Consider the following 19,981-nt stretch of genomic DNA (forward strand, 5'->3'; position numbering starts at 1 on the left):
GGCAAACCTCCTCAGAAGATGTCGGCGGCCGCCCCTGCCTCGTCGTCGATGGCCATCCGGCCGTCGATCGCGAAACACAGGGCGGGCATGCCGTCGATGCGCTTGCCGGTCTTGTGCCGCTCCGGCTTCACCGGCCGGACACGGTCCGGATCGTCCCTCGGCCTCTTGGCCTCCAAGTTGTCCGCCATCCACCGCGCCACCGGGTTCCCGCCATGGCGGAGCTCACGGCCCTTGAGCATCCGCATGAGCTCGGTCATGGGCGCCGTCATGTGCGTGTACGTGGTGCCGGACTCGACCATCTCCAGCCCGGTGCGCTCCTCGATCTCCTGCCGCACCGGCTCACCGGACCACCGGTCATAGGTCACCGAGACGATCTGGTACCGGTCGTTGTCGGTCTCGATGTTCTCGTAGACGGCGTCGTAGTCGATGACCTCGCCGTCCGTGGCACGCACCCACCCGGCGCTCACCCACTCCCCGAACTTCCCGTCCGTGGCCTTGTCCAGCTCGGGGATGACGGCCTCGGGAGCCCAGAACCGCCACACAACCCAGCCGTCCTCGAACAGCAGGCACCAGGCGGTCAGGTCGAACTTCGCGGACAGGTCCAGGCCCGCGTGGCAAACCTGGCCGGCGAGCTGGTCGGTGAGCCAGTCGGGGTTGGCGGCGATCTCGCCGGCGTTCTCGTCCCACAGGTCCATCGCGATCCACCGCGACGTCTGCGACACGCGTTGGTTCAGGCGGAACTGCCGGAACGCGTTCTCTCCGGAGGCGCTTTCGCGGGCCTCGGTGGCGTCCTCACGCAGCGACTGCAGCGACAGGAAGGTGCCGAGGGCCGGGTTGGGCCAAGCCCAGTTCGCTTCGTCCCACGGGTCCGTGGAGACAGGCAGCTCGGGCCGCGCCGGGAACAGCCGCCGGATCCGTTCGAGTTCCTCGACGGTGCGGGGCATTTTCCGCACGAACGCGAAGTGGTGCGGGGCCCGGGACGGGTCCTCCATGACCCGGTCGGCCTCGTCGATGAAATCCGCCCCGAAGCTGTCCGTTCCGGACGTCTCGGTCGTGATCGCCAGCATGAGCGGCTGCGTCCGCGCACCCGCACCGGTCACCATCGCCCGCCACAGCGAGTCATCCGGCTGCGAAAGCACCTCGTCCAGGATGAAGCAGTGCGGCGAGTGCCCGAGCTCGGCCTCGGCGTCCGCGGTGATGATCTCGTAGTGGCTGGACGTCTTCTCATCGACTATGCGCCGCGCGTTCTTGATGTGCCGCAGCCGTCGCGCCAGCAGCGGCGACTTCCGCATCATCTTGACCGTCGGCTCGAACACCTTCCCGGCCTGGCGGGTGTTCTTCGCCGCGCCGTAGACCTCTGCGGACTCCTCACCGTCCGCGCACAGCATGTACAGCGCGATCCCGGACAGCAGCGCCGACTTCCCGTTCTTCCGGGCCATGACGATCGTGGCCCGGGTGTACCGGCGCACGTACCGGCCCCACTGATCAGACCAGTGAACCTCGCCGAACAGCGGCCGGATGATGTCGTTTTCCTGCCACGCCGCCAGGACGAACTTCGTGTTGGCGAGCGCTCCAGCCGGATGGACGAGCAGCTCGGCGAAGAACTTGACGACCTTGTCCGCGCGCGGCTCACAGTAGTGCGCCCCGCGCTTGGTGCACGTCTTGCCGTCGAGGGTGTACCCGCACGCCCCGCCGCGCCGACTGGCCGGCCGCCACCGCTTGTTGTGGTCGACGCGCAGGACCCGCCGTCGCGTCGGACGCCCCGCCGGACGGGTCGATGCCTTGTTGCGGGCCGGCCGCCTGGACGTGGTCGCGGTCGCCATGGCACCTCCCGCGTCACGGCGTCAGGACAGCAGTCGTTCCGCCCCCAGCCCGCCGTCGTCGCCGCCGATCTTCAGCGCGGCGCGGTCGGACGGCGTCAGGCCGAACCGGGCACCGTAGCGTTGGACTTGGGCGTCGGCCTCGGCCAGGACCAGGAGCCACGGGTTCTTGCCGCGGCGGGAACCGGTCACGTCGCCGTTCTTGTTGAACACGTCCGAGTCGACGATCTCGCCTTCGTCCTCGACGGCCTGGGCGGCGCGGCGGCGGCGGGCGACGGCGTCGCACCAGTTCGCGAACGCCTCAACGTCCCACGGCGTGAGGACACCCTTGGTCTCCAGGTCGTCGGCGAGGGCATCCCAGACCGCGAGGGCTTCGTCGCCGAGCCAGTCAGGCGGCTGGACGTCCTCCGTGTCGGGGCGCGGTTCGTCGGTGTTGATCCGGTCCTTCCGGTCGCCGTGCAGCACGCGCAGCGCGGTCGGCTTCCCGGCGGGTCCACGCTTCCCCATGATCACCTCCCGTGGTCACGCTCGGTCACGATGGGGTCACCCCGGTACGGCGAAAGTGAAAACCTGTCCAGGAGAGCAGAGAGTCACCCTGGCGCTCCGGGTGAGATCGTTTCAGCTCGGTGACCCCCTCCCCCTCCCCGAGCAGGGGGCCGGGAAGGGGCCTGTCCGCCCGCCAGCGGCCCCAGCAGAGGTCAGGAGGAGTGATCCCCGGGGGAACCGGCTGATCCTTCTCTCGGGGCGGCAGGGGGATTACGAGTGCGCCGCCCTTGTTCAGGTATTCACCGGCCGCAGTGAGTAGTTCGCCGAGCGCCTTGTGCATCTCGCGCAGGTCGAGGTTGCCGGGCTCGGTGAGGTCGAAGCTGATGGTGCCGATGGTTCCCGTGACCGGTCCGTTCGGCGTGTGCATGGTGATGTCGACGGGGCTGGTGATCTGTGCGGGCATGGTCGTTACCTCTGGTTCCAGCCGCCGGGTTGGTGGCGTGCGGTTTCGCGGCTGTGGCAGGGCTTGCACAGGCCGCGGCCGTAGCGGGGGTCGAGGGGGTCGAGGCCTGCGGCGAGGAGCTGTTTGCGGGAGTGGGGCCAGTGGTCGGCCTCGGTGCTGGGTGCTTGCCCGCAGACGACGCACGTGGGGTCGCGGGCGAGGACGGGTGCACGGAACTTTTCGCGGTGTTCCTGGCCGTAGCCCTGCCGGGTTGCGCTGCCGCGGGCGCGGTTGCTGCGTTCGCGGGAGCGGCGTGCGCAGTGTGGGGAGCAGCGGCCTTGTGCGTCGCGGGGGCGGTGGCAGCGGGAGCAGCGGCGTGCGGCGCGGGTGGGCATGGGCACCTCCGGTCGTACGTCAGGTGTGCCGCCGTCGGGTGCACCAGGTGTGGCCGCAGTCGATCAGGTCGGCGTCGGCGTACTGGTCGACGAAGTGGCCGGCCGGTGGGCTGGGTGTGATGCCCAGCTGGTGTTCGAGCGCGCGGGTTTTTGCCTGGGAGTGGGTGTCGTGGGTGTCGCAGCGTCGGGCGATGCGGCGCAGGATCGCGGTCAGCATGGGCGCGATGCCCGGTCAGGGGGTTTCGAGGGCGGCGATGCGGGCCGCGAGTTCGGCCAAGATGCCCTGGACGTTGGTGGCGGTGCCGGGGCCGATGGCGGTGGCGGTGGTCGAGGTCGCGGTGTGGGTGTGGGTTCCTGCGGCGGCGGTTGTTGCGGTGGTGCCGAGGGTGAGCGACGAGGTGCCGGCGCCGATCGCGGTGCGGGCGGCGGCCTGGTCGGTGGCGGTGAGGACGCTGCGGCCGGTTGTAGTGGCGTCGGTCAGGTCGGCGGCGGTGTGGGTGTGCGCGGCGGGCGGGTACGTGCTGGGCTTGCCGGTGATGTCGGCCCACGCGATCGGCTGTGCACCGCCGTTGCCGAGGCCGTTTTCGATGACGGTGATGTCGACGACGGCCTGGTGCGGATCGTCGTGGGTGCCGGCGGTCAGGCGGGCGTACTTGGGCATCTGCGTCATGGGTGGTGGCTCCTGGCGTGCCGAGGTCCGGCAACGCGGTGCGCGCGGCCGGGTGTGGGTGGTGTGTGGTCAGCCTTCGGGGATGCCGACGAGGCGTAGCGCGCGGGCGCGGGTGGTGCGTTCGGCGGTGGCGACGTCGGCGAGGCGGTAGAGGGGTCGGTCGTTGGGGTCGAGGCCGGTGGGGGTGAGGTGGCCTCGGGTGGCCCAGGAGCGGATGGTGGCTGGTCGGATGCGTGCGGCGCCTGCGCTGAGCAGCTGGCGGGCGCGGTCGGCGTGGGCGGCGGCCTGGGCGGTGGTGAGGAGGTCGGTGTTCACGTAGCGTCGCCTCCGTCCGGGCATGCAAAAACCCCCGACTTGTGGGCGGGGGTTGGTTGTGGGCATATGTGTGGTGCTGGCACCAGTGTTGCGCTACGTGGCGATCTTGTCCAGTCCGGTCTTCAGGGCAGCGGCGGCCGCCAAGGCCTCGACCTCGTCGAGGAGATTCCCGAAATGCCCGAAGACCCACTGAGGTTTTCTCAATGAAGATCACTTCCAGTGCCCGTTGAGCACGAGAGCTGCGCGGGCGACATCGCCAATCCGGCTCGGGCTGAGCGCATGCCCGCGGTGCCAGCGAACCGAGCACGCAGGGGCCGCCTCACTTGCTCATCGAACCCACACGTTTGACGGTTCGGAGGATCGGCGCGCTGTCGATGTCGCGGATGCCGGGAAGGGCGGCGACCCTGTTCGCGATGTAGTCGTAGAGGGCGTAAACGTCCGGGCAGTGGACTGAGGCGAGCAGGTTGGTCGGGCCGGTGGTGGCGGCCGCAAAGGCGATCTCAGGGTGTTGGGCAAGTGCCTGTCCGACAGCGTCCAGTTTGGGGGGAGCGACGGAGATCCACAGGAGCGCCGGGCTGGCGTAACCGAGGAGCCGGTCGTCGACGTCGATGTCAAAGTACAGCGCTCCGCTCGCACGTAGGGACGCGATCCTGCGGCGGACGGTCGCTTCGTGCCATCCAGTGGCCGCTGCGAGTGCCACATGGGTGGCGCGACCGTCATATGCCAGCTCGCCCAGCAGTGCGCGGTCGCCCTCGTCCAGCTCGATCGGCTCGGGCTCCGTACCGAGTGCGGCGAGCGACGGTGCGAGTTGGGCGGCCTGCTGTTCTGTCAGGGCCGAGGCGACCGCTTGCCAACCGGTCGGGCCGCCTTGGAAGGTGTGGATGAAGCAGTGCGCCCTGATTGCGGTCACTGGGCGAGTCGCAGGGAGCTTCTTCAGAAAGAGCGCGTCGCGATTCCGCTCGCTGCCGGTGTGGACATTGCAAACGACCTCGGTGCCACCCGAGGCCAGGCGGACCCAGTGCGTGTCGTCACGCTTGGCAAGCGCCTCGGCGATGGCACTCGAGGCACCCGGTGCGCACTGCAGGCGGATGACCCATTCGACGTGTCCGAGACGGCGAGCATCAAGGCGGCCGAGCACGCGTAGCGCGCCGGTCTGACGCAGCCGGCGGTAGCGGCGGGCGATCGTCTGGTCGGACACGCCGAGCACGTCGGCGATCTGGTTGAACGACGCTCGGCCGTCTATGTGCAGGGCATGAACAAGCTGGTGGTCGAGTGAATCCATGCACGATCACCCTACGCGTGTCGAAAAGCGGCGCAGCTCTGTGGCTGCCTGGAACGACCGAGTTGCCTGATCAATCGTGGACGTAGCCCCTCCGCCTTGCGATGTTCCACCCGATTTGAGGAGCAAGCCATGTCCGACCTTCCGCTGACCTGCCGCGAAGTCCGGCTCGTCGCACACCCCGACGGCCTGCCCGGCCGCCAGCACCTGGAGATCGCTGAGATCCCGCTGCCGGACCCGGGCGCCGATCGGGTGCTGATCCGAAATCGCTTCTTCCGCGTCTCGGCCTCGCTTCGCATGATGATCAGTCAGAGCGCCCCGGCCGTGGAGGGCGTGCCGTTTCCCCCGCTGCGCCCGGGCGACACACTGGCCGACGAGGCTGTTGGCGAGGTCGTCGTGGCACCAGTCGACAGCGGGCTGTGTCCCGGCGACCTGGTCTCACACTTCCTGGGGTGGCGCGAGTACGCGGTCGTGGCCGCGGCGGCCTGCACACGACTGGACGGAGGGCTGCCGGACCCAGTCGCATACCTGGGACACGGGGGGACGGCTTACGCGGCACTGACCCGGGGGGTACACCTCCGGCCCGGCGACACCGTGTTCGTCTCGGCCGGTGGCAGCGCCATCGGCTCGATGGCCGGGCAGATCGCCCGCCTGCTGGGCGCCGGCCGGGTGATCGGCAGCACCGGCTCGTGGAGCAAGGCCGAACGGCTGGTCCGGGAACTCGGCTACGACGCGGCGGTGGTCCGCGGCACCAACGAACCGATGGTCGAGCAGCTGGCCAAGGCCGCGCCCGGCGGTATCGATGTCTTCCTGGACAATGTCGGCGGTGACCAGCTGCGCGCGGCGGTGACGACTGCCCGTGAGGGGGCACGGTTCGTCCTGGTTGGAGCTCTGTCGGGGCAGCTGGCAGCACGCGGTACCGGTAGGACGGCCCCGGTGGAGCTGGACTCCTTCCAGCTCCTCATGAAGAAGATCACCATGCGCGGCTACAGCGCGGACGACAACTCCGAGGTGCATGCGGAGTGGATCCAGCGATTCGGCGACTGGCTGCGCTCCGGCGATATCACCTTCCCCCATGTACGTGTTACCGGCATCGCCCATGCTCCCGACGCATTGCTCGAGGTCATCGAAGGACGCCACCTGGGAGCCGTCATCGTCGAGCTCTAGCCTCGCGTTCTCAAGAGGCGGACTGTCCGGTTCTTGATCGAAAACGCGAGAAGTGTTCTTGAACCGTCTTGAACTGCAACGAAAACCAAGGGAGCTTCCGAGATGGCCGACGATATCCGTGAACCTGTGATGCTGCCGCCCGGAGAGGGCGGTCGCTTCCACGTGCCGGGCCCGTACGTGATCAAGCTCGCGGGCGAACAGACCGCCGGATCATTGGCGGTGCTTGAGTCCACCTTCCCCCCGGGGCAAGGCGCTCCACTCCATCGCCACTGCGGCCATGACGAAACGTTCTACGTGGTGAGCGGCCGGTTCCGCTTCCAGTGCGGGGACCGGGTCGCCGAGGAGGGTCCGGGTGGGTTCTTCCACGTGCCGCGCACCTACCCACATGCGTTTACGAGCGTCGGCGACGAGCCGAGCACAATCCTCGTGATGCTCACACCAGCCGGCTTCGAGAGGTTCTTCATCGAGGCCGCCCGTCTGTCGGCGTCCGGCCGCCCGGATCGGATCGCCATGCAGTCGATCCTGGCAAAGTACGACCAGGAACTGCTCTGACGGGGCGCTTTGTCCCCGGCTTCGGGGTCAGGTTCCGCGCCAGGTTGGGGCGGCTTCGCCGCCGACGTCAGCAGCCGCTGCCGGGAACACCAATGAGGAAGTTTCGTCTTGAAATTACTAGTTACGGAGCTGGTGTGGGTGGTGACTGAGGTTTTCTCAGCGAAATGATCTCCGCGAAGCGGGCTGATCGGCGCATGTCCGGGTGGACCGGGCCGGGCGGATGTGTGCGGCGCCTGCGCTGAGCAGTTGGCGGGCGCGGTCGGCGTGGGCTGCGGCCTGGGCGGTGGTGAGCAGGTCGGTGTCCACGTGGCGTCGCCTCCGTCCGGGCACGCAAAAACCCCCGACCTGTGGGCGGGGGTTGGCTATAGACACACGTGTGCTGCTGGCACCAGTGTTGCGCTACTTGCCGATCTTGTCCAGCGCTGGCGAGAAGCGTTGCCCCTCCCTTACCGGCACGAGCTTGCCGGTAAAAGGATCAGCGATGTAGCCCTGCTGCCCTGCAGAGAGCGGCATCACTCGGCCGTCTGGGCGTACGAACCCCAGAGGGAGGTAGCGCCCTGTCTTGGGGTCCGCCTCATAGGCCAGCGGCCAGCCGGCCGCTGCGGCCTCGGTTGCGGTGGGCTCGGTATCCGTCGGGGTTGAGGCAACGACGGGAGCGGCGCCTGCTGCCATCCATAAGACAGCGGTCGTAGCCGCGATGTGATGCAGGAACTTCATGAGGACCTCGCGTCAGCGCTGGGAAATGCCCCTAAGCATAGGGGGGGCAAACCCGTTGGCCGCGCAACGACCGAAAGGGGCCGCCGCAACCAATAATGTCCGAAAGTGATGATGTGATCACCTTACGTATGGCAAGTGCCGCAGGTAAGTTTCGATCGCCGTGACGACCGTGAGGGACACGGTTCGAGAGGTGGGGGTTTCCAGTGAAGTTACGTGGAATGGCAGTTGTGGTAAGCGCCTTGGTCGCCGGAGGTCTCCTCTCGGGTACCGCGCAGGCGTCGGTGGCGGACACGCCTGCTACTGCGGAGCCGTTGACCTGGATTGGGCAGCCAGTGCCCAGCGAGTCCGCGCCGGCGGGGAAGGTGGCTCACTACCAGGCCGACCCCACGAAGGGCACCATCGAGTTCCTCGGCTTCGTCGACCCCGAGCCCGAGATCACGCCAACGATCGTGCAGCACAATCCCCCGCAGTCCGGAGACTGTGTCCTCTCCCCGTGGAGCACTCCGTATGCCGCCTACGGCTTCCGTGGAGCGGGCACGATGAACGGGTCCTGGGACAACCGGAAGCGGATCACCGGAGGCACGGAGTGGTGCGCCGCCACCTACCACGCACAGAGCGGAGGCCCCAGCTTCAACACTCCCATCCTCGCTACTGGCGGCTACATCGACTTCACTTCTGCCGCCGTGATCACACAGGTCCGCATCTGACCTCGCGCCCCGGGGCGCGCCGGGATTGCCCTTGTGCGCCGAAGTGCTGATTCCGCCGAGTCTTCGCCGCCCCTCCGGGCATACCCGCAGCCCCTGGGCGCGTGCCGCAATGGTGCGTGCCCAGGGGCCGTTCTCCCGCGCGGGGTTGCGGGGCGGCGCGGTTACTCCTGCTCGAAGGTGATGGCGGCGGTGTTCCCGGCGGTGTCCATGCTGAGGGACGCCGTGCCGAGTTCGAGGTTCTCGATCTGCATGTCGTTCTTGGCGAGCATGGCGGGCAGCTTGGTCTTGATCCAGTTGCGGACCTTGGCGTTGTCGATGTCGAGGTCGGCGGCGGTGATGCAGTCGGTGAAGAGGGCGACCTGACCGGCGCTGTTGCCCTTGGGGATGCCGGCGGCGTTGCAGGAGAGGCTGAGGACCCGGCGGTTGGTGTCGGTGATGGCGTTGGCGGTGAAGGAGGTGGCGCCCTTCGTCTCGCCGAACCAGTTGAGGGTGGGCGGCAGGCCGGGGATGGTCTCCTTCGTGCCCTTCTTTACCCAGGTGGCACCGTGGCCGGTCATCGTGCTGACCCAGCTTGCTACGTCGCCGCCGGGGGCGGGGGCGTCGGGCGTGGGGGGCTTGGATGCGGTGGGTTTCGGGGCCGTGGTGGTCGGCGCGGTGGTGGGCGTGCTCTTGTCGTCGTCGTTCTTCGGCGTGTAGGTGTTCACGGCGGTCGGCTCCGGTGACGCGGTGGCGGCCGGGGCGTTCTTGGTGTCTCCGCGGTCGGCGATTACGCCGATGAGGCCGATGAGGAAGAGGAGGCCGAAGGCTCCGAGGCAGCCGAACCCGACGATCTTGCCCGCGCGCTTCTTCGGCGGTTGGGGCGTGGGCGCTCCGGGCGTGGGCGGGCCGCCGTGCCATCCGGGCTGTTGGGGCTGGTGCGGGTACTGCTGGCTCACTACTCCCCCTGAGACGGTTCTGTGTGCTTCCCGTGTATGACTGGTGATGAAAGCGTGCAGTTGCATTGAAGTGGTGGAGGTCACTTTGTGACCAAGGTCGCCGGTACAGAACGGGCGAGGCCCCGTCCTGGGTGGGCGGGGCCTCGTCGGATCCGTGCAGCGCCGCAGCCAACAGCGCGGATGGGATGGCGTCAAAGGTACGGCGTAGCACTGACACCGGCAGGGGTTACACGTACGCGGACAGGTCCCGGGCCGTCTCCTCGTCGACCCCGTCTTCAGGGTGTCAGGCGTGCTTCGGGGCCCAGCGGCCGCCGTCGAGGTCGTTGAGCTCGTCGAGGTACGCGTCGGCCGCGGCGCCCATGTTCTCGGCGAGCCGGTGCTGGCCGGCGTCCTGCAGCTTGTGCTGGGCGTTCCGGGCGGCGGTGATGTCCTCCTGGATCTCCTGGCGGGTCTCGGCGGGGGTCTGGGTGACGCGGAAGTGGCGACTGGCAGACATGGGCTCGGTTCCTCTCGATGTGGTGGTCCGGGCTGTCCGGCTCCCCTCGACTCCGCCCGCAGCCGGGGCGGACGGAGCGGGCAGCCGTCCGCGGTTGGCGGTTGGCGAATGGGGCGTGGTGGGTCATGGGCGTACTGCGGCCGGCGTGAGGGCGTCGCGGATGCGCTGGGCGCGGGCCTGGCCGATGCCGTACCCGGCTTTCAGCGCGCGTACTCCGGGTACCTGGGTGCCGTACTCGGTACGGGCCCGCGCGATCAGCGGGTCCGGGTCGGGTACGTCGCGGTCGCCCTCGGGTACCTCCTCGTCGGGTACCTCGGGTACGGGTACCTGCTGCTCGTCGGGTAGAGGTACCTCGGCGTGCGCGATGGAGCGGGTACGGGTACCTGCGGCGGCGGGTACGGGTACCTCGGGATGTACCTGCGCGGGGTTCCCCGGGTCAGCGGCGGGTGCCTGCTCGTGCACGGGCGCGGGCTCCTTGGGGGCCGCACCCGGTGCGGGCCGCCCGGGTACGGGTACCTCGGAAGCCGGCGGCGCCGGGTTGCCCGCGCCGATGGCTACCCGGGCCTGCGTCTCCGAGACGGGTACCCCGTACCCCGTGCACAGGGCGGCGAGCTCGGCTGGGGTGACGTCCGGGTGCGCCGCCCGCACCTGCCGCACCGTGGTCAGTGGGTCGAGACGGCGCAGCACGGCCCCCGTCACGCCGAGCGGGGTCTGCGGGTACGGGGTACCGGGTACAGGGGTACCCGCCCACGGGGAGTCCAGGACGATGGTGGCGAGCTGGCCGGAGGTACGCCGGGCGGCGAGCTGCTGGAGCAGCCGGTGCCGCTGCTCGCCATCGGTCCCGGCCCCGGATCGGGCGACGGCGGCCGCGAGACGGCGGCGACGGTACGGGGCGAGGAGCCCGCCTGGGCGGAGTTCGAGGAGCGCGGCCAGGCGCACGGCGCGGGCGGTCGCCCGGTCGCGGCTGATCTGGTCCGCGGTCCGGTCCCGGGCCGTGAGTCCGAGCCGGGACAGCAGCCGCTCGCGTAACTCCCGGCCGATGACCGCGGGCAGCCCGGTGGACAGAGCGCCGGGGCGCGCCACGCGGATCTCCAGGCCCATGGCGAGGTGCCAGAGAAGGCCGGCCGCCACGGGGCCGAAGCACGCGCGGACGGTGCCGCCGAGCAGCCCGGATTCGGAGTAGGCCGGGACGATCTGCACGCCGGTGATGCACCAGACGAGCACGCCGGGCACGCCCGCGGTGCCGGCGGCGCCGCCGGTGGCGGTCGCGGCCTTCGTGGCACGGGCCATGACGGCGCAGGCGAGGAGCGCGAGCTCCCCGGCGGCGAACATGACGATGCGTTCGGTGGTGTCGGTCATGCCGAGGTGGTGCTCGGCGAACATCCAGCTCGTGTCTGCGCTGTACGCGGTACAGACGGCGGCGCTGAGCCCGGCGACGACGACGGAACCGGGCGGGAAGGTGAGCTTGCAGATTGCGCGCGCGACCTGCCGCACGGCGCGGGCGGTGAGCCAGATGGCTGTGATGGCGGCGGCCACGGCGAGCGCGGTGATGCCCGTGGCCGGCCACGGGTGGGTGACCGCCCAGGTGAGCGGATCTTGAGGCACGGTGCTCCTCCAGGAGCGGGAAGAGGTGGCCGGGCCCGCAGCGGACGGGCCCGGCGGGGCAAGTCAGCCGAGACCGGGGCAGCGGTTGCTGTGGGCCCGGCGCAGGGCCTCGGCGGACTCGTAGTCGCGGAGATCCTGCGCGCGCGCCGCGTGCCGGTCGCGGCCAAGGACGACGCGGCCGTCGTGGACCCGCCGCTGCGCCTCGGGCGCGGTGGTGTGGCCGGCCTTCGCGCGGAGCAACCGGGCGTAGTCGCCGCGGGTGATAGCCCGGCCGTCGTCGGTGCGGGGCATGTGCCGGAGGAGGAGCTGCAGCGCGGCGGTGGTCCGTGCGGTGCCGAGGCCGTGCTGCTCGGTGGCGTAGCGGGAGGCGTACGCGAGGCGGGTGACCTCGCGCATGCTCATGTCGGGGTTCGTGGTGGCGAGCTTCTCGGCGATGCGGTCCATGAGGTCGCGGGTGGGGGCGTCCAGGGCGGTCCGGGCGCGGCGGAGGGCCTCGTCGGCGTCGGAGCTGGGCGGGGCTGCCAGTGCGGCAGTGGCGCGGATACGATCGCGCATAGGTCATTCCTCCTGGTGGATCAGGTGGGGTGACTGGCCCCGGCCAATGGCGTTGCGAGCGCCGGCCGGGGCCGCTTTCCGTTGCAGGCCCCACCGTAGGGAACCTGCTTTACAGTGTCAATGAGGTTAGGGCAGGATGACGCCTATGCCGGACAAGAAGGAGCCGGGACCGGACGAGGGAGAGCTGGTGAACCTGTCGCAGTTGGCTGCGGAGCTCGGTGTCACACGCCAGTGGCTGCACACTCTGCGGACCAAAGACCCTGCCTTTCCTCAGTCGCGCCGACGACCGGGCAGCACGCGGGAGTTCTGGGACCTAGGCGAGGCCCGCGCCTACTACGAGGCGCGGGAGCTCCGGCCCGGCGAACGGACCGACCTCAAGCCGCCGGCCGAACGGTAGCCCGGCTGCGCCCCACCCGGAAAGGTGGGGCGCAGCCGGGTCCGGCGCCTACGGCCGGGCGGCGGTCAGGCGGTCCTCGGCGGCCGCCGCGTAGGTAGCCGACTGTTCGATACCGATGAAGCGCCGGCCTTCCAGCAGGGCGGCCACGCCGGTGGTGCCGGATCCGGCGAACGGGTCCAGCACGTACCCGCCCTCCGGGGCGATGCGTACCAGCTGGCGCATCACGTCGACCGGCTTCTGCGTGATGTGGACGCGGACCTTGCCCCGTGGCTGGGATCCTTCCAGCCAGCCGGGCAGGTAGATCGTCGGGGCGTGCCGCAGGGGATCACCGCGGGATCCCCACAGGACGTATTCGCACTCGCGGCGGAAGCCGTTCTTCACCGGTCTGCTGATCGGTTTTCGCCAGGGGATGATGCCGCGCCAGGTCCATCCGGCGGCCTGGAGCGCGTCGCTGGTCGCGGGGAGCTGCGCCCAGTCCGTGAAGACGAGCGCGCTGCCGCCGGGCCGGGTGAGGCGGTAGGCGTCGGCGAGGACCAGGCCGAGCCAGTGCGTGTAGCCGCGCTGGTCTCGGGTGTCGCCGTCGAAGTCGGCCAGGTCGTGCCGCGCGTCCCCGCTGACGTACTTGTCTCGTGCGCCCTGGCTGCGGCGTTCGGCGTTGGTCCGCCCGCCGCTGTTGTACGGCGGGTCGCAGATCACGGCGTCCACGAGGTCGGTCAAGGTCGGCAGCACCGTGAGCGCGTCGCCCTGACGCATAGTCCAATCGGACATTTGAGCCTCCTATGCATGATTGGGACATCGCCGATGATGCACAGGAACACGCGTTCGAATCCAGGTCTATATGGACGCTTTCACGCAGCAGCCTGCCGGGCCTTCTCCGCCCGCGCCGCCACCAGGAGCGCCGTGCGGGCGAGGGCCGGCATCACCTGGGCGCGGTGCGCGAGGTACTCATCCGGCAAGAGCCGACGGCCGCACGCCTCACAGGAGATGTGCAGCTCGTCTTCCCGCTCCACCAGGGCGAACGCGGCGCATCTGGGGCAGGGGGCGTCTTTCGAGGTACGGCGCGCGGTGGTGTGGGTGATCCGCCGTATCCGGCCCACCAGGTCCTCGACCTGGGTGTACATCTCGGCAGCCCACGGCCGGGTCGCCGCGTACGGGAGGTACCCGGACAGCCACGTGCACCAGGCGGTGATGCCCGTGCCGGCCCGCGGCCAGGCGTCCGTGCACCGGTCGATCCGCACAGTGCCGTGGGCGTCACGGCGCACGGCCGGGGCCTCCGACGCGATGTACCGCGCCCACCCGGCGAGCAGCGCGCCGACGGGGACCCCGCCGGTCTGGTCGCCGTGCGGGTCCTCGACCGGAACGGCGTGCCCCGGGCCGAGAAGGTCCAGGACCCGGAGGTCGACGGGGAGCGGAGAGTGCGCGCGACCGCTCCCGCCGCGCTGCGCCGGGCCGATCTCCGGGCGCAGGCAGACCTGCAGGAGCGCGGCCAGGCGGGGCAAGGTGCGCAGCCAGGTATGCAGCCGATACGTGCACGCCTCGCACAGGTACCGGTCGTCAGGTGCGGTGTGCTGGCAGATCAGGCAGGCGGTGGTCACCGTGTCCTCCTGGGTGGTGCGAGTGTGGGGGCCGCCCCGGGACGGGCGGGGCGGCCGGGCGGGGCGGGGTCAGGTGGTGGGCTGGGTGCGTGCGCGGTGTGCGGCGGCACGGTCGCGGTGGACGCGCCCGTCGGGGAGGCGGCTGCCGCGCGGGGTGTAGCACCAGGCGCCGGGGACGCTTCCGCAGCGGGGGCAGGTGATCATGAGGGCGGGGTGGTGGACGGTGGGCTCGCGCATCAGCTGGTCTCCTCGGTGGTGGGCTGGCCGCCGCCGAGGGCGGCCCGGATGCGGTCGGCCACGGACGGCGCGGTGGGCTGCTGCGCCTCGTCGGCCATGCGGCGAAGCTCGTTCGCGGCGGCGTGCACGTCGCGCATGTGGTCGTCGGTCAGGTCGCGCAGCGTCTCGGACTCGTCCAGGGCGTCGGCGGCTTCGCGCAGGATCGCGGCCCGGTCGGCGGGGCCGCGGTCGTCGCGATGGTGAGGTCGGCGTACAGGGCCGCGAATCGGGCCGCCTCGTCCAGCCACTCGGCGAGGGCGAGGCCGGTCGCGGGGTTCATCAGGGTGATGTGTGCGGCGTCCTCCTCCGTGTATACGTGGGCAATCGGGTTGCACTCCTCGGTGTGAGGCCGCTCCGGGCTGAGCACACCGGCAGCGTCGCCCACGGTGATGAAGCCCCGGTGGTCAAGGTCTCGCCAGAGCGCCCAGGGGCCCTCGGTAGCGCTCCCGGCGGTAGTCCGCAGGGAAGCTGCGGCGGCACGGAGGTCGTCGGTGGGTGTGGGTGTGGTGGTCACGACTGCGGCTCCAGGGGCGTGGTGGGCGGTTCGTCGAGGGCGGTGAGGGTGGGGCAGGGCCAGGCCCCGCACCCGGCGGTGCAAGACGCCCCGGCCTCGGTGGTTCCGGCGTAGGCGTCGCGGTGCATCTGCCGCATGCGGGCGATGGCGGCCTCGGCCTGCTCGGCACGCCGTTCGGCTGCCGTCGCGCGGTCGTGGAGGGCGGCGTCCCAGCGCGTGCGCGCCTCCAGTTCAAGGACACGGTTCCCGTCTCGCTCGGCGCGGTCGCGCCATCCCTCGGCCTGCTCGGCGAGCTGGGCAACGGAGATACCGGCGCCGGCCACGCGGCGCAGGTGCTCGGCGAAGTCGGCGCTGCTGGGCAGTGCGGTGGCGAGGATGCGTCCGGCTTGGACGGCGGGGAGTTCGGCGGCCATGGCGGCGCGGTCGGCCTTGCGGTCACGGCGGGCGGCGAGCCATGCGAGGCGGTACCGGTTGGCGTGGTGCTCGGCGGCGCGCAGCTCCTCGCGGTGCGCGCGACGCTGGGCGAACGCCTCGCGGACGGCCTGGTTGATGCCGTCGTGCATCGCCTGTACGTCGCGGGCCAGGCGATCGCGGACGGCCTCGGCCTGCTCGGCGCGGTGACGCATCGTGGTAGTGCGCCGAGCCAGCAGACGCTTCGTCTCGGCGGTGACCGTGTCGGCCGTCTCCGCGTCCTGCTCGGCCTCGCGGATCGCGTCGTGCGCGGCGTCGAGCTGGGCGGCCTGGCGCTCAGCCTGCGTCATGGTGTCCGTGACGATGAAGTCGCCGCGGAACCCGGTGCCGCACGTGTCGCAGACGACGCCGAGCCCGCACGGGTACTTCTGGCCGGTCGGGTGGTCGGGCACGGCGGTCGGGGCGTCGGGGGCGGTGATGTCGAGGGCCGCCAGTACGGCGGCCAGGATGGTGCCCGGGTCGGCGCCCGGTTCCCCGGCTGCGCCCTCGATGGCGTGCCATGCCCGGTGGTGTTCGGCCTCGGTGAGGGTGCGGCGGGCGGCGGGGCGTTCGATGCGGGAGTCGGGGTATCCGGCCTGGAGGACCTCGATGGTGCGGGCGGCGCTGCACAGGCCCCATTCCGGGTCGTCCATGACGATGGCCCGGCCGCCTGGGAACTCGGCACCTTCCAGTACCAGGCCGTGGCGGAGGTGGAGGCGGAAGCCGCGGGCGTAGGTGTTCATCGGTTCGGTGTCTCCTTGCGACGAAGGCGGATCGGGTGGCGGGTGGGGCGGTAGCTGTGGGCAGGGCAGAAGTCCGGGCCGCGGATGTCCCATCCGGCGTGCTCGGCGACCGCGTAGGCGTCGGCCACGGTGCTGGCCCCGGTATGGAGCACGGCGGCGCAGGTGCCGTACGGGACGGAGCGCTCGCAGCGCACGACGATTCCGATTCTCACGGCTCGGTTCCTTCCTGCTGGGCGCGGCGGTTGCGACGCCAGCGGGTGACCGTGCGCGGAGAGACCCGGGTGATGCGGGCGACCTCGGAGGCCGGCAACCCCCGGTCGGTCAGCACCAAACCGAGCAGCACGCGTTCGCGGCGGGTCATGCCGGGCAGCAGTTCCCGGACGGCGGCCGCGGTCTCCACGTCGTCGAGGTCCGCGGTGGTCCACTCGTTGTGGTCGAAGTCCCGGTGGTGCCGCCACCGTTCGCAGTGGGTCCAGCACAGACGCCCCCGGCCGATCGGACGGGCGCAGCCCGGTACGCGGCACTGCGCGGCCGCGGTCACGGCCGTACTCCAGGGTTCTGGCGCTGTGCCCGGCTGTTGCTGCGCCTGGGCAACGGCGGGGCGGTGCAGGTGGCGTGGTGCGGCATTGCCCGCCACTCGCCCGGCCTCGGTTCCGGGTGGGCCCGGGTGAGGCTCCGTACGTACAGCTGGCCGTCCGCGCCGTTGGTGACGGCGAGGTTGCCGTCGGCGGTAGGTGCGGCGTCGACGGGCTGGCGCCGGCCGTTCGCCGTGGTGAGTGCCCAGCAGATCGGGGCGCGGCAGCGACGGCATGCGGTGACGTGATGGGCGGCGGGCTTCATGCCGGGGCTCCTTCGGTGTCGAGCGCGGCGAGGTGCGGGAGGACGAGGGCGTGGCCGTAGAGGTAGGTCGCGCCGGACCGGCCGTGTTCGGCGATGGCCTGACGGACGAGCTGGGGGGTGGCGGCCGCGCGCAGCTGCTCCCGTTCAGCCCGGGGCAGAGCCGGCCACGTCCCACCGGCCGGGGCCGGAAGAGCTGTCGGGCCCGGCCGCGGGGCCGCTGGGGCCGGCGGGGTTGCCGGGGGCCGGGGTGGCTGTGCGGGCGGCACGGGCTGCTGCGGCCGGTCCGCGGGCTGTTGCTGCGCCCGGACGGCTTCCTCCTGGAGGCGGTGCATGGCGTTGTCGTGGCAGACGGGGCACGGGGCGCCGGTGTGCCAGGTGGTTCCGGACTCGCAGGATGGGAGCCCACAGCCGCGGCGGACCAGGCCCGCGCCGAGGATCCACCGGCCCACGTCACCGCGACGGGGCGCCTCGGTGGACGCCCAGCGCGCCGTCAACCGGGCGGTCAGCCGCTCAGTACCGGCACCCTGCGACAACTGGCGGCCGATCTCGTGAGCGATACGGCGCAGCACGTACGGCCGGATGCCGGGCAGCTCATGGCGTACCGGCTCGAGGACGTGCCAGACCCGAGGCGAGAGCTGCAGCCCGGGGCCGGTGTAACCCGAATCCGTGCCGCCGCCGTTGTTGCTGCGCTTTTCGTCTTGACCCGCACCCCGGAACGTCGCCGGGGCCGAGACCGGGTTTTCCACAGGGCGGACGGTCTTACTACCGGTACCTCGCCTACGGCGGATCCCAGAACCGGCCTGCGCGACAACGTCAGGAGTAAGGCTGGTGTCTTCCCTAGACGCGAGGGACCCGTCGTGATTGTCCGGGGCCACCCCGTCATGGTTGTCCGCACCGGGCTGCCCGGTCGTAGGGGCGAGGTGCAGCGGGTGGGTGTTGACGGTGACGGCGTGACGGCCGCGCTGCCCGCCGCGGCGGTCGAGGGTGAGCCAGCCCAGGGCATCGAGCTCGTTCAGGAGCCGGTAGCCGGTCTTCTGGCTGAGCGGCTGCCCGGCGTTCTTGCCGGTGTGGTGGAACAGCTCTCCGGCGAGCTCGGCGCCGGTGACAGGCAGGCCCTTAGCGGTAGCCCGGGCCAGATGGAGGTAGGCGCGCAGGCGGCGAGGTGTCAGGGCCTCGGCCACACGCACGGGGACTTCGAGAGCCGCCTCGGTACGGGGGACCAGGCGGGCGTAGCGCTTCGCTGAGCGGCCGCGGCCGCCGGTGTGGGTGCGCTGCTTGGTGTGCAGCCACGGCTCGGCGCCGTCGGGGCCGGGCCGGTTCAGGTGGGTCAGGCCACGTTCCACGGCGGAAGGCGATATGCCGCAGGCGGTGGCGAGTTCAGCGACGGACGCCGTGCACGGGTCGGTGTCCAGGGACGCCCCGGGGAATGAGCGGCGGGCGTCCAGGGCCGCGACCTTCGCGTACACGGTGACGGCCTCGTCGTTGAAGTGGGCGCCGACAAAAAGCGCTTCGGGGATCCACACGGTCTGCTCGCTGCGCCGGCGCGGCCGGTTGAAGCGCACGCCACCGGCCCCGCCGCGGGTGCGGCGGGGCTCGGTGGCAGCGAGCAGACCAGCAGACATCAGGCCGACGGCTCCGAAGGCGTCGTGTGCGTGCTCTGCTGTGCGGCAGCCCGGGCAATGGCGAGTTCGCGTTCCCGGGCCCGGCGCGGCTCCAGGAGCACGAAGTTCACGGCGCGTTGGGCGAGAAGGCCGTAGGCGAACGCGGCATCGGCCAGGCCCGCGGCGGCGTCGCCCGCGCGGAACATCTCGCCGGCCTCGTGGTCGGTGACGTAGTCCCGGCCGGCCACGTCCTCGGCGTAGTCGGCGGCCGCCATGCAGTCCCGGACCGTCTTGTACGCGGCGTCGAGGGCGGGCCCCTCCGCGTAGGTGTCGAGGCCGGGTATGTGCAGCCGGTGAGGCACCGGGGCCCCGGTGCCGTCGGTGTTGAACTCGACCACGGCCGGAGTGTGGCCGTTCTGGACTGTGGCGATCGTCCAGGCCGCGCCGGACGCGTACAGGAGGGCCGCGTCCTCGTAGCGGTGGTGCATGTCGGCCGTGGCCTGGCGGTACAGGGTGCCGAGGTCGAACACGGCCTTCTCGTGCGGGGCCGTGCGCCGCGTGCGGTAGTAGCTGTCGCCGGTCCGGCCGGACTGTCCGCGCAGGGCGACGCGGCCGGGGTGCAGCTTCCGGCGGTCCAGGTTCACCGTCTGCTCGGCGACCTGGGCGGCGCGGTGGGCGGTCCGGTACTCGTGGGCGGTCTCGTACAGGGCGTACACGCTGTCGAACAGGGTGTCGGTCCAGTGCGGGATCCTCGGGTCAGGCATGGTCGGTCCGTTCCGTGGTGGGTCGGGCGGGGTGGAGGGTGCGCAGGCGCGGCATGGCGTGGGCCGGGATGCTCGGCTGCAGGACCGCGTCCTCGTACCGGGCGGGGCCAGTGCGCTGCATCCAGCCGCGGGTCTCGAGGGCCCGCAGCGCGACGACGACCTGTCCGGCGGACAAGCCGGTCGCGGCCGCGATGCGGTGCAGGCCGGGCTGCTCCGGCAGGCGGCCGGTCCGCGAGTTACCGAACGAGGCCAGGATGAGCGCGACGAGCCGGGTGTGCGGGTTCATCCCGGACTCGCGGATCGCGGCGTCGTACAGGGGCCGGAACCGCTCACCGCGGCCCAGGACGGCCGGGGCCAGGAGCTCGGCGTGCCGGGCGGCCGCCCGCTGTCGGGCGGACGTGTTCGCCGCGAGGTCGGCCGGGGACGGGCGCCGGGGCGGGGCGGTGGTCATGACGGCGGCTCCTGTTCTGCGGGTGGTTCGGGTGTGTCAGGGGGCTGGTGGATATAGGCGCCGGGCGGCCAGCCGGGGCCCGGCGCGGGCTCCGGCCGGCCCGCCCACGCGGCGGGAGTGTGCCGGTCGCACTTCCAACCGGTCACGTACCGGCGGGCGTAGGCGAGGCCGTGCACCGGATCGATGTCCGAGCACGGCCTCGGCCGCCT

The 19,981-nt window shown here is 71.2% G+C and carries 28 protein-coding genes; 4 read left to right on the forward strand and 24 right to left on the reverse strand.

Annotated elements, in window-relative coordinates:
• Positions 1 to 11 precede the first annotated feature (11 nt).
• The 7 genes from WA762_RS17170 to WA762_RS17200 form a co-directional block, all read right to left on the reverse strand.
• Positions 12 to 1,823 carry a terminase large subunit gene (locus WA762_RS17170; RefSeq protein ID WP_335936629.1) on the reverse strand — a complete coding sequence of 604 codons (1,812 nt, stop codon included), beginning with the start codon at positions 1,821 to 1,823 and terminating at the stop codon, positions 12 to 14.
• Between the two features lie 21 nt (positions 1,824 to 1,844).
• Positions 1,845 to 2,327, reverse strand: coding sequence for a phage terminase small subunit P27 family (locus tag WA762_RS17175; protein WP_335936630.1), 483 nt, complete (start codon positions 2,325 to 2,327; stop codon positions 1,845 to 1,847).
• 25 nt (positions 2,328 to 2,352) lie between these two features.
• The gene (locus tag WA762_RS17180) at positions 2,353 to 2,769 is read right to left on the reverse strand and encodes a hypothetical protein (protein ID WP_335936631.1); all 417 of its coding nucleotides are present in this window, start codon (positions 2,767 to 2,769) and stop codon (positions 2,353 to 2,355) included.
• 393 nt (positions 2,770 to 3,162) lie between these two features.
• Positions 3,163 to 3,360, reverse strand: coding sequence for a hypothetical protein (locus WA762_RS17185; RefSeq protein WP_335936632.1), 198 nt, complete (start codon positions 3,358 to 3,360; stop codon positions 3,163 to 3,165).
• A 15-nt stretch (positions 3,361 to 3,375) separates the two neighbouring features.
• On the reverse strand, positions 3,376 to 3,813 hold the full coding sequence (locus tag WA762_RS17190) for a hypothetical protein (protein ID WP_335936633.1): 438 nt from the start codon (positions 3,811 to 3,813) through the stop codon (positions 3,376 to 3,378).
• Positions 3,814 to 3,882: 69 nt separating this feature from the next.
• Positions 3,883 to 4,128: a MerR family transcriptional regulator gene (locus tag WA762_RS17195; protein ID WP_335936634.1), complete on the reverse strand. Its 246-nt coding sequence runs from the start codon at positions 4,126 to 4,128 to the stop codon at positions 3,883 to 3,885.
• A gap of 319 nt (positions 4,129 to 4,447) precedes the next feature.
• Positions 4,448 to 5,410: an Lrp/AsnC family transcriptional regulator gene (locus tag WA762_RS17200; RefSeq protein WP_335936635.1), complete on the reverse strand. Its 963-nt coding sequence runs from the start codon at positions 5,408 to 5,410 to the stop codon at positions 4,448 to 4,450.
• A gap of 129 nt (positions 5,411 to 5,539) precedes the next feature.
• Between WA762_RS17200 and WA762_RS17205 the strand changes: the two genes are divergently transcribed.
• Positions 5,540 to 6,574 carry an MDR family NADP-dependent oxidoreductase gene (locus WA762_RS17205; RefSeq protein WP_335936636.1) on the forward strand — a complete coding sequence of 345 codons (1,035 nt, stop codon included), beginning with the start codon at positions 5,540 to 5,542 and terminating at the stop codon, positions 6,572 to 6,574.
• 102 nt (positions 6,575 to 6,676) lie between these two features.
• A complete protein-coding gene (locus WA762_RS17210; RefSeq protein WP_335936637.1) occupies positions 6,677 to 7,126 on the forward strand; it encodes a cupin domain-containing protein in 450 nt (149 codons plus the stop codon).
• Positions 7,127 to 7,525: 399 nt separating this feature from the next.
• Here WA762_RS17210 and WA762_RS17215 read toward each other — a convergent pair whose 3' ends face one another.
• Positions 7,526 to 7,843 carry a hypothetical protein gene (locus tag WA762_RS17215; protein WP_335936638.1) on the reverse strand — a complete coding sequence of 106 codons (318 nt, stop codon included), beginning with the start codon at positions 7,841 to 7,843 and terminating at the stop codon, positions 7,526 to 7,528.
• A gap of 332 nt (positions 7,844 to 8,175) precedes the next feature.
• On the opposite strand from WA762_RS17215, the gene WA762_RS17220 reads away from it, so the two are divergent.
• A complete protein-coding gene (locus tag WA762_RS17220) occupies positions 8,176 to 8,550 on the forward strand; it encodes a hypothetical protein (protein ID WP_335936639.1) in 375 nt (124 codons plus the stop codon).
• Between the two features lie 161 nt (positions 8,551 to 8,711).
• Here the strand turns inward: WA762_RS17220 and WA762_RS17225 are convergent, their stop codons facing one another.
• The 4 genes from WA762_RS17225 to WA762_RS17240 form a co-directional block, all read right to left on the reverse strand.
• The gene (locus WA762_RS17225) at positions 8,712 to 9,485 is read right to left on the reverse strand and encodes a hypothetical protein (protein WP_335936640.1); all 774 of its coding nucleotides are present in this window, start codon (positions 9,483 to 9,485) and stop codon (positions 8,712 to 8,714) included.
• A 283-nt stretch (positions 9,486 to 9,768) separates the two neighbouring features.
• The gene (locus tag WA762_RS17230; RefSeq protein ID WP_335936641.1) at positions 9,769 to 9,981 is read right to left on the reverse strand and encodes a hypothetical protein; all 213 of its coding nucleotides are present in this window, start codon (positions 9,979 to 9,981) and stop codon (positions 9,769 to 9,771) included.
• Positions 9,982 to 10,104: 123 nt separating this feature from the next.
• On the reverse strand, positions 10,105 to 11,586 hold the full coding sequence (locus tag WA762_RS17235) for a hypothetical protein (protein ID WP_335936642.1): 1,482 nt from the start codon (positions 11,584 to 11,586) through the stop codon (positions 10,105 to 10,107).
• Between the two features lie 63 nt (positions 11,587 to 11,649).
• Positions 11,650 to 12,141, reverse strand: coding sequence for a hypothetical protein (locus WA762_RS17240; RefSeq protein WP_335936643.1), 492 nt, complete (start codon positions 12,139 to 12,141; stop codon positions 11,650 to 11,652).
• A 136-nt stretch (positions 12,142 to 12,277) separates the two neighbouring features.
• Here WA762_RS17240 and WA762_RS17245 point away from each other — a divergent pair, with 136 nt between their 5' ends.
• Positions 12,278 to 12,538, forward strand: coding sequence for a hypothetical protein (locus WA762_RS17245; RefSeq protein WP_335936645.1), 261 nt, complete (start codon positions 12,278 to 12,280; stop codon positions 12,536 to 12,538).
• A 48-nt stretch (positions 12,539 to 12,586) separates the two neighbouring features.
• On the opposite strand, the gene WA762_RS17250 is transcribed toward WA762_RS17245, so the two are convergent.
• From WA762_RS17250 to WA762_RS17305, 12 genes are all read right to left on the reverse strand, one after another.
• On the reverse strand, positions 12,587 to 13,306 hold the full coding sequence (locus tag WA762_RS17250) for a DNA-methyltransferase (protein ID WP_335936647.1): 720 nt from the start codon (positions 13,304 to 13,306) through the stop codon (positions 12,587 to 12,589).
• Between the two features lie 80 nt (positions 13,307 to 13,386).
• Positions 13,387 to 14,133: a hypothetical protein gene (locus WA762_RS17255; protein WP_335936649.1), complete on the reverse strand. Its 747-nt coding sequence runs from the start codon at positions 14,131 to 14,133 to the stop codon at positions 13,387 to 13,389.
• Positions 14,134 to 14,202: 69 nt separating this feature from the next.
• On the reverse strand, positions 14,203 to 14,370 hold the full coding sequence (locus tag WA762_RS17260) for a zinc finger domain-containing protein (RefSeq protein WP_335936650.1): 168 nt from the start codon (positions 14,368 to 14,370) through the stop codon (positions 14,203 to 14,205).
• Positions 14,370 to 14,507, reverse strand: a complete 138-nt coding sequence (locus WA762_RS17265) for a hypothetical protein (RefSeq protein ID WP_335936651.1) — start codon at positions 14,505 to 14,507, stop codon at positions 14,370 to 14,372. Before WA762_RS17265 ends, WA762_RS17260 begins: the two co-directional genes overlap by 1 nt.
• A gap of 11 nt (positions 14,508 to 14,518) precedes the next feature.
• On the reverse strand, positions 14,519 to 14,923 hold the full coding sequence (locus tag WA762_RS17270; RefSeq protein WP_335936652.1) for a hypothetical protein: 405 nt from the start codon (positions 14,921 to 14,923) through the stop codon (positions 14,519 to 14,521).
• A complete protein-coding gene (locus tag WA762_RS17275; RefSeq protein ID WP_335936653.1) occupies positions 14,920 to 16,116 on the reverse strand; it encodes a hypothetical protein in 1,197 nt (398 codons plus the stop codon). The genes WA762_RS17270 and WA762_RS17275 overlap by 4 nt, the downstream gene beginning before the upstream one ends.
• The gene (locus tag WA762_RS17280; RefSeq protein ID WP_335936654.1) at positions 16,113 to 16,328 is read right to left on the reverse strand and encodes a hypothetical protein; all 216 of its coding nucleotides are present in this window, start codon (positions 16,326 to 16,328) and stop codon (positions 16,113 to 16,115) included. Before WA762_RS17280 ends, WA762_RS17275 begins: the two co-directional genes overlap by 4 nt.
• Positions 16,325 to 16,657 (reverse strand): helix-turn-helix domain-containing protein, encoded by a 333-nt coding sequence (locus WA762_RS17285; protein ID WP_335936655.1) that lies wholly within the window; start codon positions 16,655 to 16,657, stop codon positions 16,325 to 16,327. Before WA762_RS17285 ends, WA762_RS17280 begins: the two co-directional genes overlap by 4 nt.
• Complete coding sequence (locus tag WA762_RS17290) at positions 16,654 to 16,956, reverse strand: hypothetical protein (protein WP_335936656.1); 303 nt, start codon at positions 16,954 to 16,956, stop codon at positions 16,654 to 16,656. The genes WA762_RS17285 and WA762_RS17290 overlap by 4 nt, the downstream gene beginning before the upstream one ends.
• Positions 16,953 to 18,578 (reverse strand): hypothetical protein, encoded by a 1,626-nt coding sequence (locus WA762_RS17295; RefSeq protein ID WP_335936657.1) that lies wholly within the window; start codon positions 18,576 to 18,578, stop codon positions 16,953 to 16,955. The genes WA762_RS17290 and WA762_RS17295 overlap by 4 nt, the downstream gene beginning before the upstream one ends.
• Positions 18,578 to 19,321 (reverse strand): hypothetical protein, encoded by a 744-nt coding sequence (locus WA762_RS17300; protein ID WP_335936658.1) that lies wholly within the window; start codon positions 19,319 to 19,321, stop codon positions 18,578 to 18,580. Before WA762_RS17300 ends, WA762_RS17295 begins: the two co-directional genes overlap by 1 nt.
• Positions 19,314 to 19,772, reverse strand: coding sequence for a hypothetical protein (locus WA762_RS17305; protein ID WP_335936659.1), 459 nt, complete (start codon positions 19,770 to 19,772; stop codon positions 19,314 to 19,316). Before WA762_RS17305 ends, WA762_RS17300 begins: the two co-directional genes overlap by 8 nt.
• Positions 19,773 to 19,981 lie beyond the last annotated feature (209 nt).

The sequence above is a fragment of the Streptomyces tyrfis genome (assembly GCF_037034285.1).
Classification (GTDB): Bacteria; Actinomycetota; Actinomycetes; order Streptomycetales; family Streptomycetaceae; genus Streptomyces.

What these genes read in the sequence shown, in the direction of transcription:
- WA762_RS17170 (WP_335936629.1), bottom strand. Translation starts at nt 1,823, where the DNA reads ATGGCGACCGCGACCACGTCCAGGCGGCCGGCCCGCAACAAGGCATCG.
- WA762_RS17175 (WP_335936630.1), bottom strand. Translation starts at nt 2,327, where the DNA reads ATGGGGAAGCGTGGACCCGCCGGGAAGCCGACCGCGCTGCGCGTGCTG.
- WA762_RS17180 (WP_335936631.1), bottom strand. Translation starts at nt 2,769, where the DNA reads ATGCCCGCACAGATCACCAGCCCCGTCGACATCACCATGCACACGCCG.
- WA762_RS17185 (WP_335936632.1), bottom strand. Translation starts at nt 3,360, where the DNA reads ATGCTGACCGCGATCCTGCGCCGCATCGCCCGACGCTGCGACACCCAC.
- WA762_RS17190 (WP_335936633.1), bottom strand. Translation starts at nt 3,813, where the DNA reads ATGACGCAGATGCCCAAGTACGCCCGCCTGACCGCCGGCACCCACGAC.
- WA762_RS17200 (WP_335936635.1), bottom strand. Translation starts at nt 5,410, where the DNA reads ATGGATTCACTCGACCACCAGCTTGTTCATGCCCTGCACATAGACGGC.
- WA762_RS17205 (WP_335936636.1), top strand. Translation starts at nt 5,540, where the DNA reads ATGTCCGACCTTCCGCTGACCTGCCGCGAAGTCCGGCTCGTCGCACAC.
- WA762_RS17210 (WP_335936637.1), top strand. Translation starts at nt 6,677, where the DNA reads ATGGCCGACGATATCCGTGAACCTGTGATGCTGCCGCCCGGAGAGGGC.
- WA762_RS17215 (WP_335936638.1), bottom strand. Translation starts at nt 7,843, where the DNA reads ATGAAGTTCCTGCATCACATCGCGGCTACGACCGCTGTCTTATGGATG.
- WA762_RS17230 (WP_335936641.1), bottom strand. Translation starts at nt 9,981, where the DNA reads ATGTCTGCCAGTCGCCACTTCCGCGTCACCCAGACCCCCGCCGAGACC.
- WA762_RS17240 (WP_335936643.1), bottom strand. Translation starts at nt 12,141, where the DNA reads ATGCGCGATCGTATCCGCGCCACTGCCGCACTGGCAGCCCCGCCCAGC.
- WA762_RS17245 (WP_335936645.1), top strand. Translation starts at nt 12,278, where the DNA reads ATGACGCCTATGCCGGACAAGAAGGAGCCGGGACCGGACGAGGGAGAG.
- WA762_RS17250 (WP_335936647.1), bottom strand. Translation starts at nt 13,306, where the DNA reads ATGTCCGATTGGACTATGCGTCAGGGCGACGCGCTCACGGTGCTGCCG.
- WA762_RS17260 (WP_335936650.1), bottom strand. Translation starts at nt 14,370, where the DNA reads ATGCGCGAGCCCACCGTCCACCACCCCGCCCTCATGATCACCTGCCCC.
- WA762_RS17265 (WP_335936651.1), bottom strand. Translation starts at nt 14,507, where the DNA reads ATGCGCGACGTGCACGCCGCCGCGAACGAGCTTCGCCGCATGGCCGAC.
- WA762_RS17275 (WP_335936653.1), bottom strand. Translation starts at nt 16,116, where the DNA reads ATGAACACCTACGCCCGCGGCTTCCGCCTCCACCTCCGCCACGGCCTG.
- WA762_RS17290 (WP_335936656.1), bottom strand. Translation starts at nt 16,956, where the DNA reads ATGAAGCCCGCCGCCCATCACGTCACCGCATGCCGTCGCTGCCGCGCC.
- WA762_RS17295 (WP_335936657.1), bottom strand. Translation starts at nt 18,578, where the DNA reads ATGTCTGCTGGTCTGCTCGCTGCCACCGAGCCCCGCCGCACCCGCGGC.
- WA762_RS17300 (WP_335936658.1), bottom strand. Translation starts at nt 19,321, where the DNA reads ATGCCTGACCCGAGGATCCCGCACTGGACCGACACCCTGTTCGACAGC.
- WA762_RS17305 (WP_335936659.1), bottom strand. Translation starts at nt 19,772, where the DNA reads ATGACCACCGCCCCGCCCCGGCGCCCGTCCCCGGCCGACCTCGCGGCG.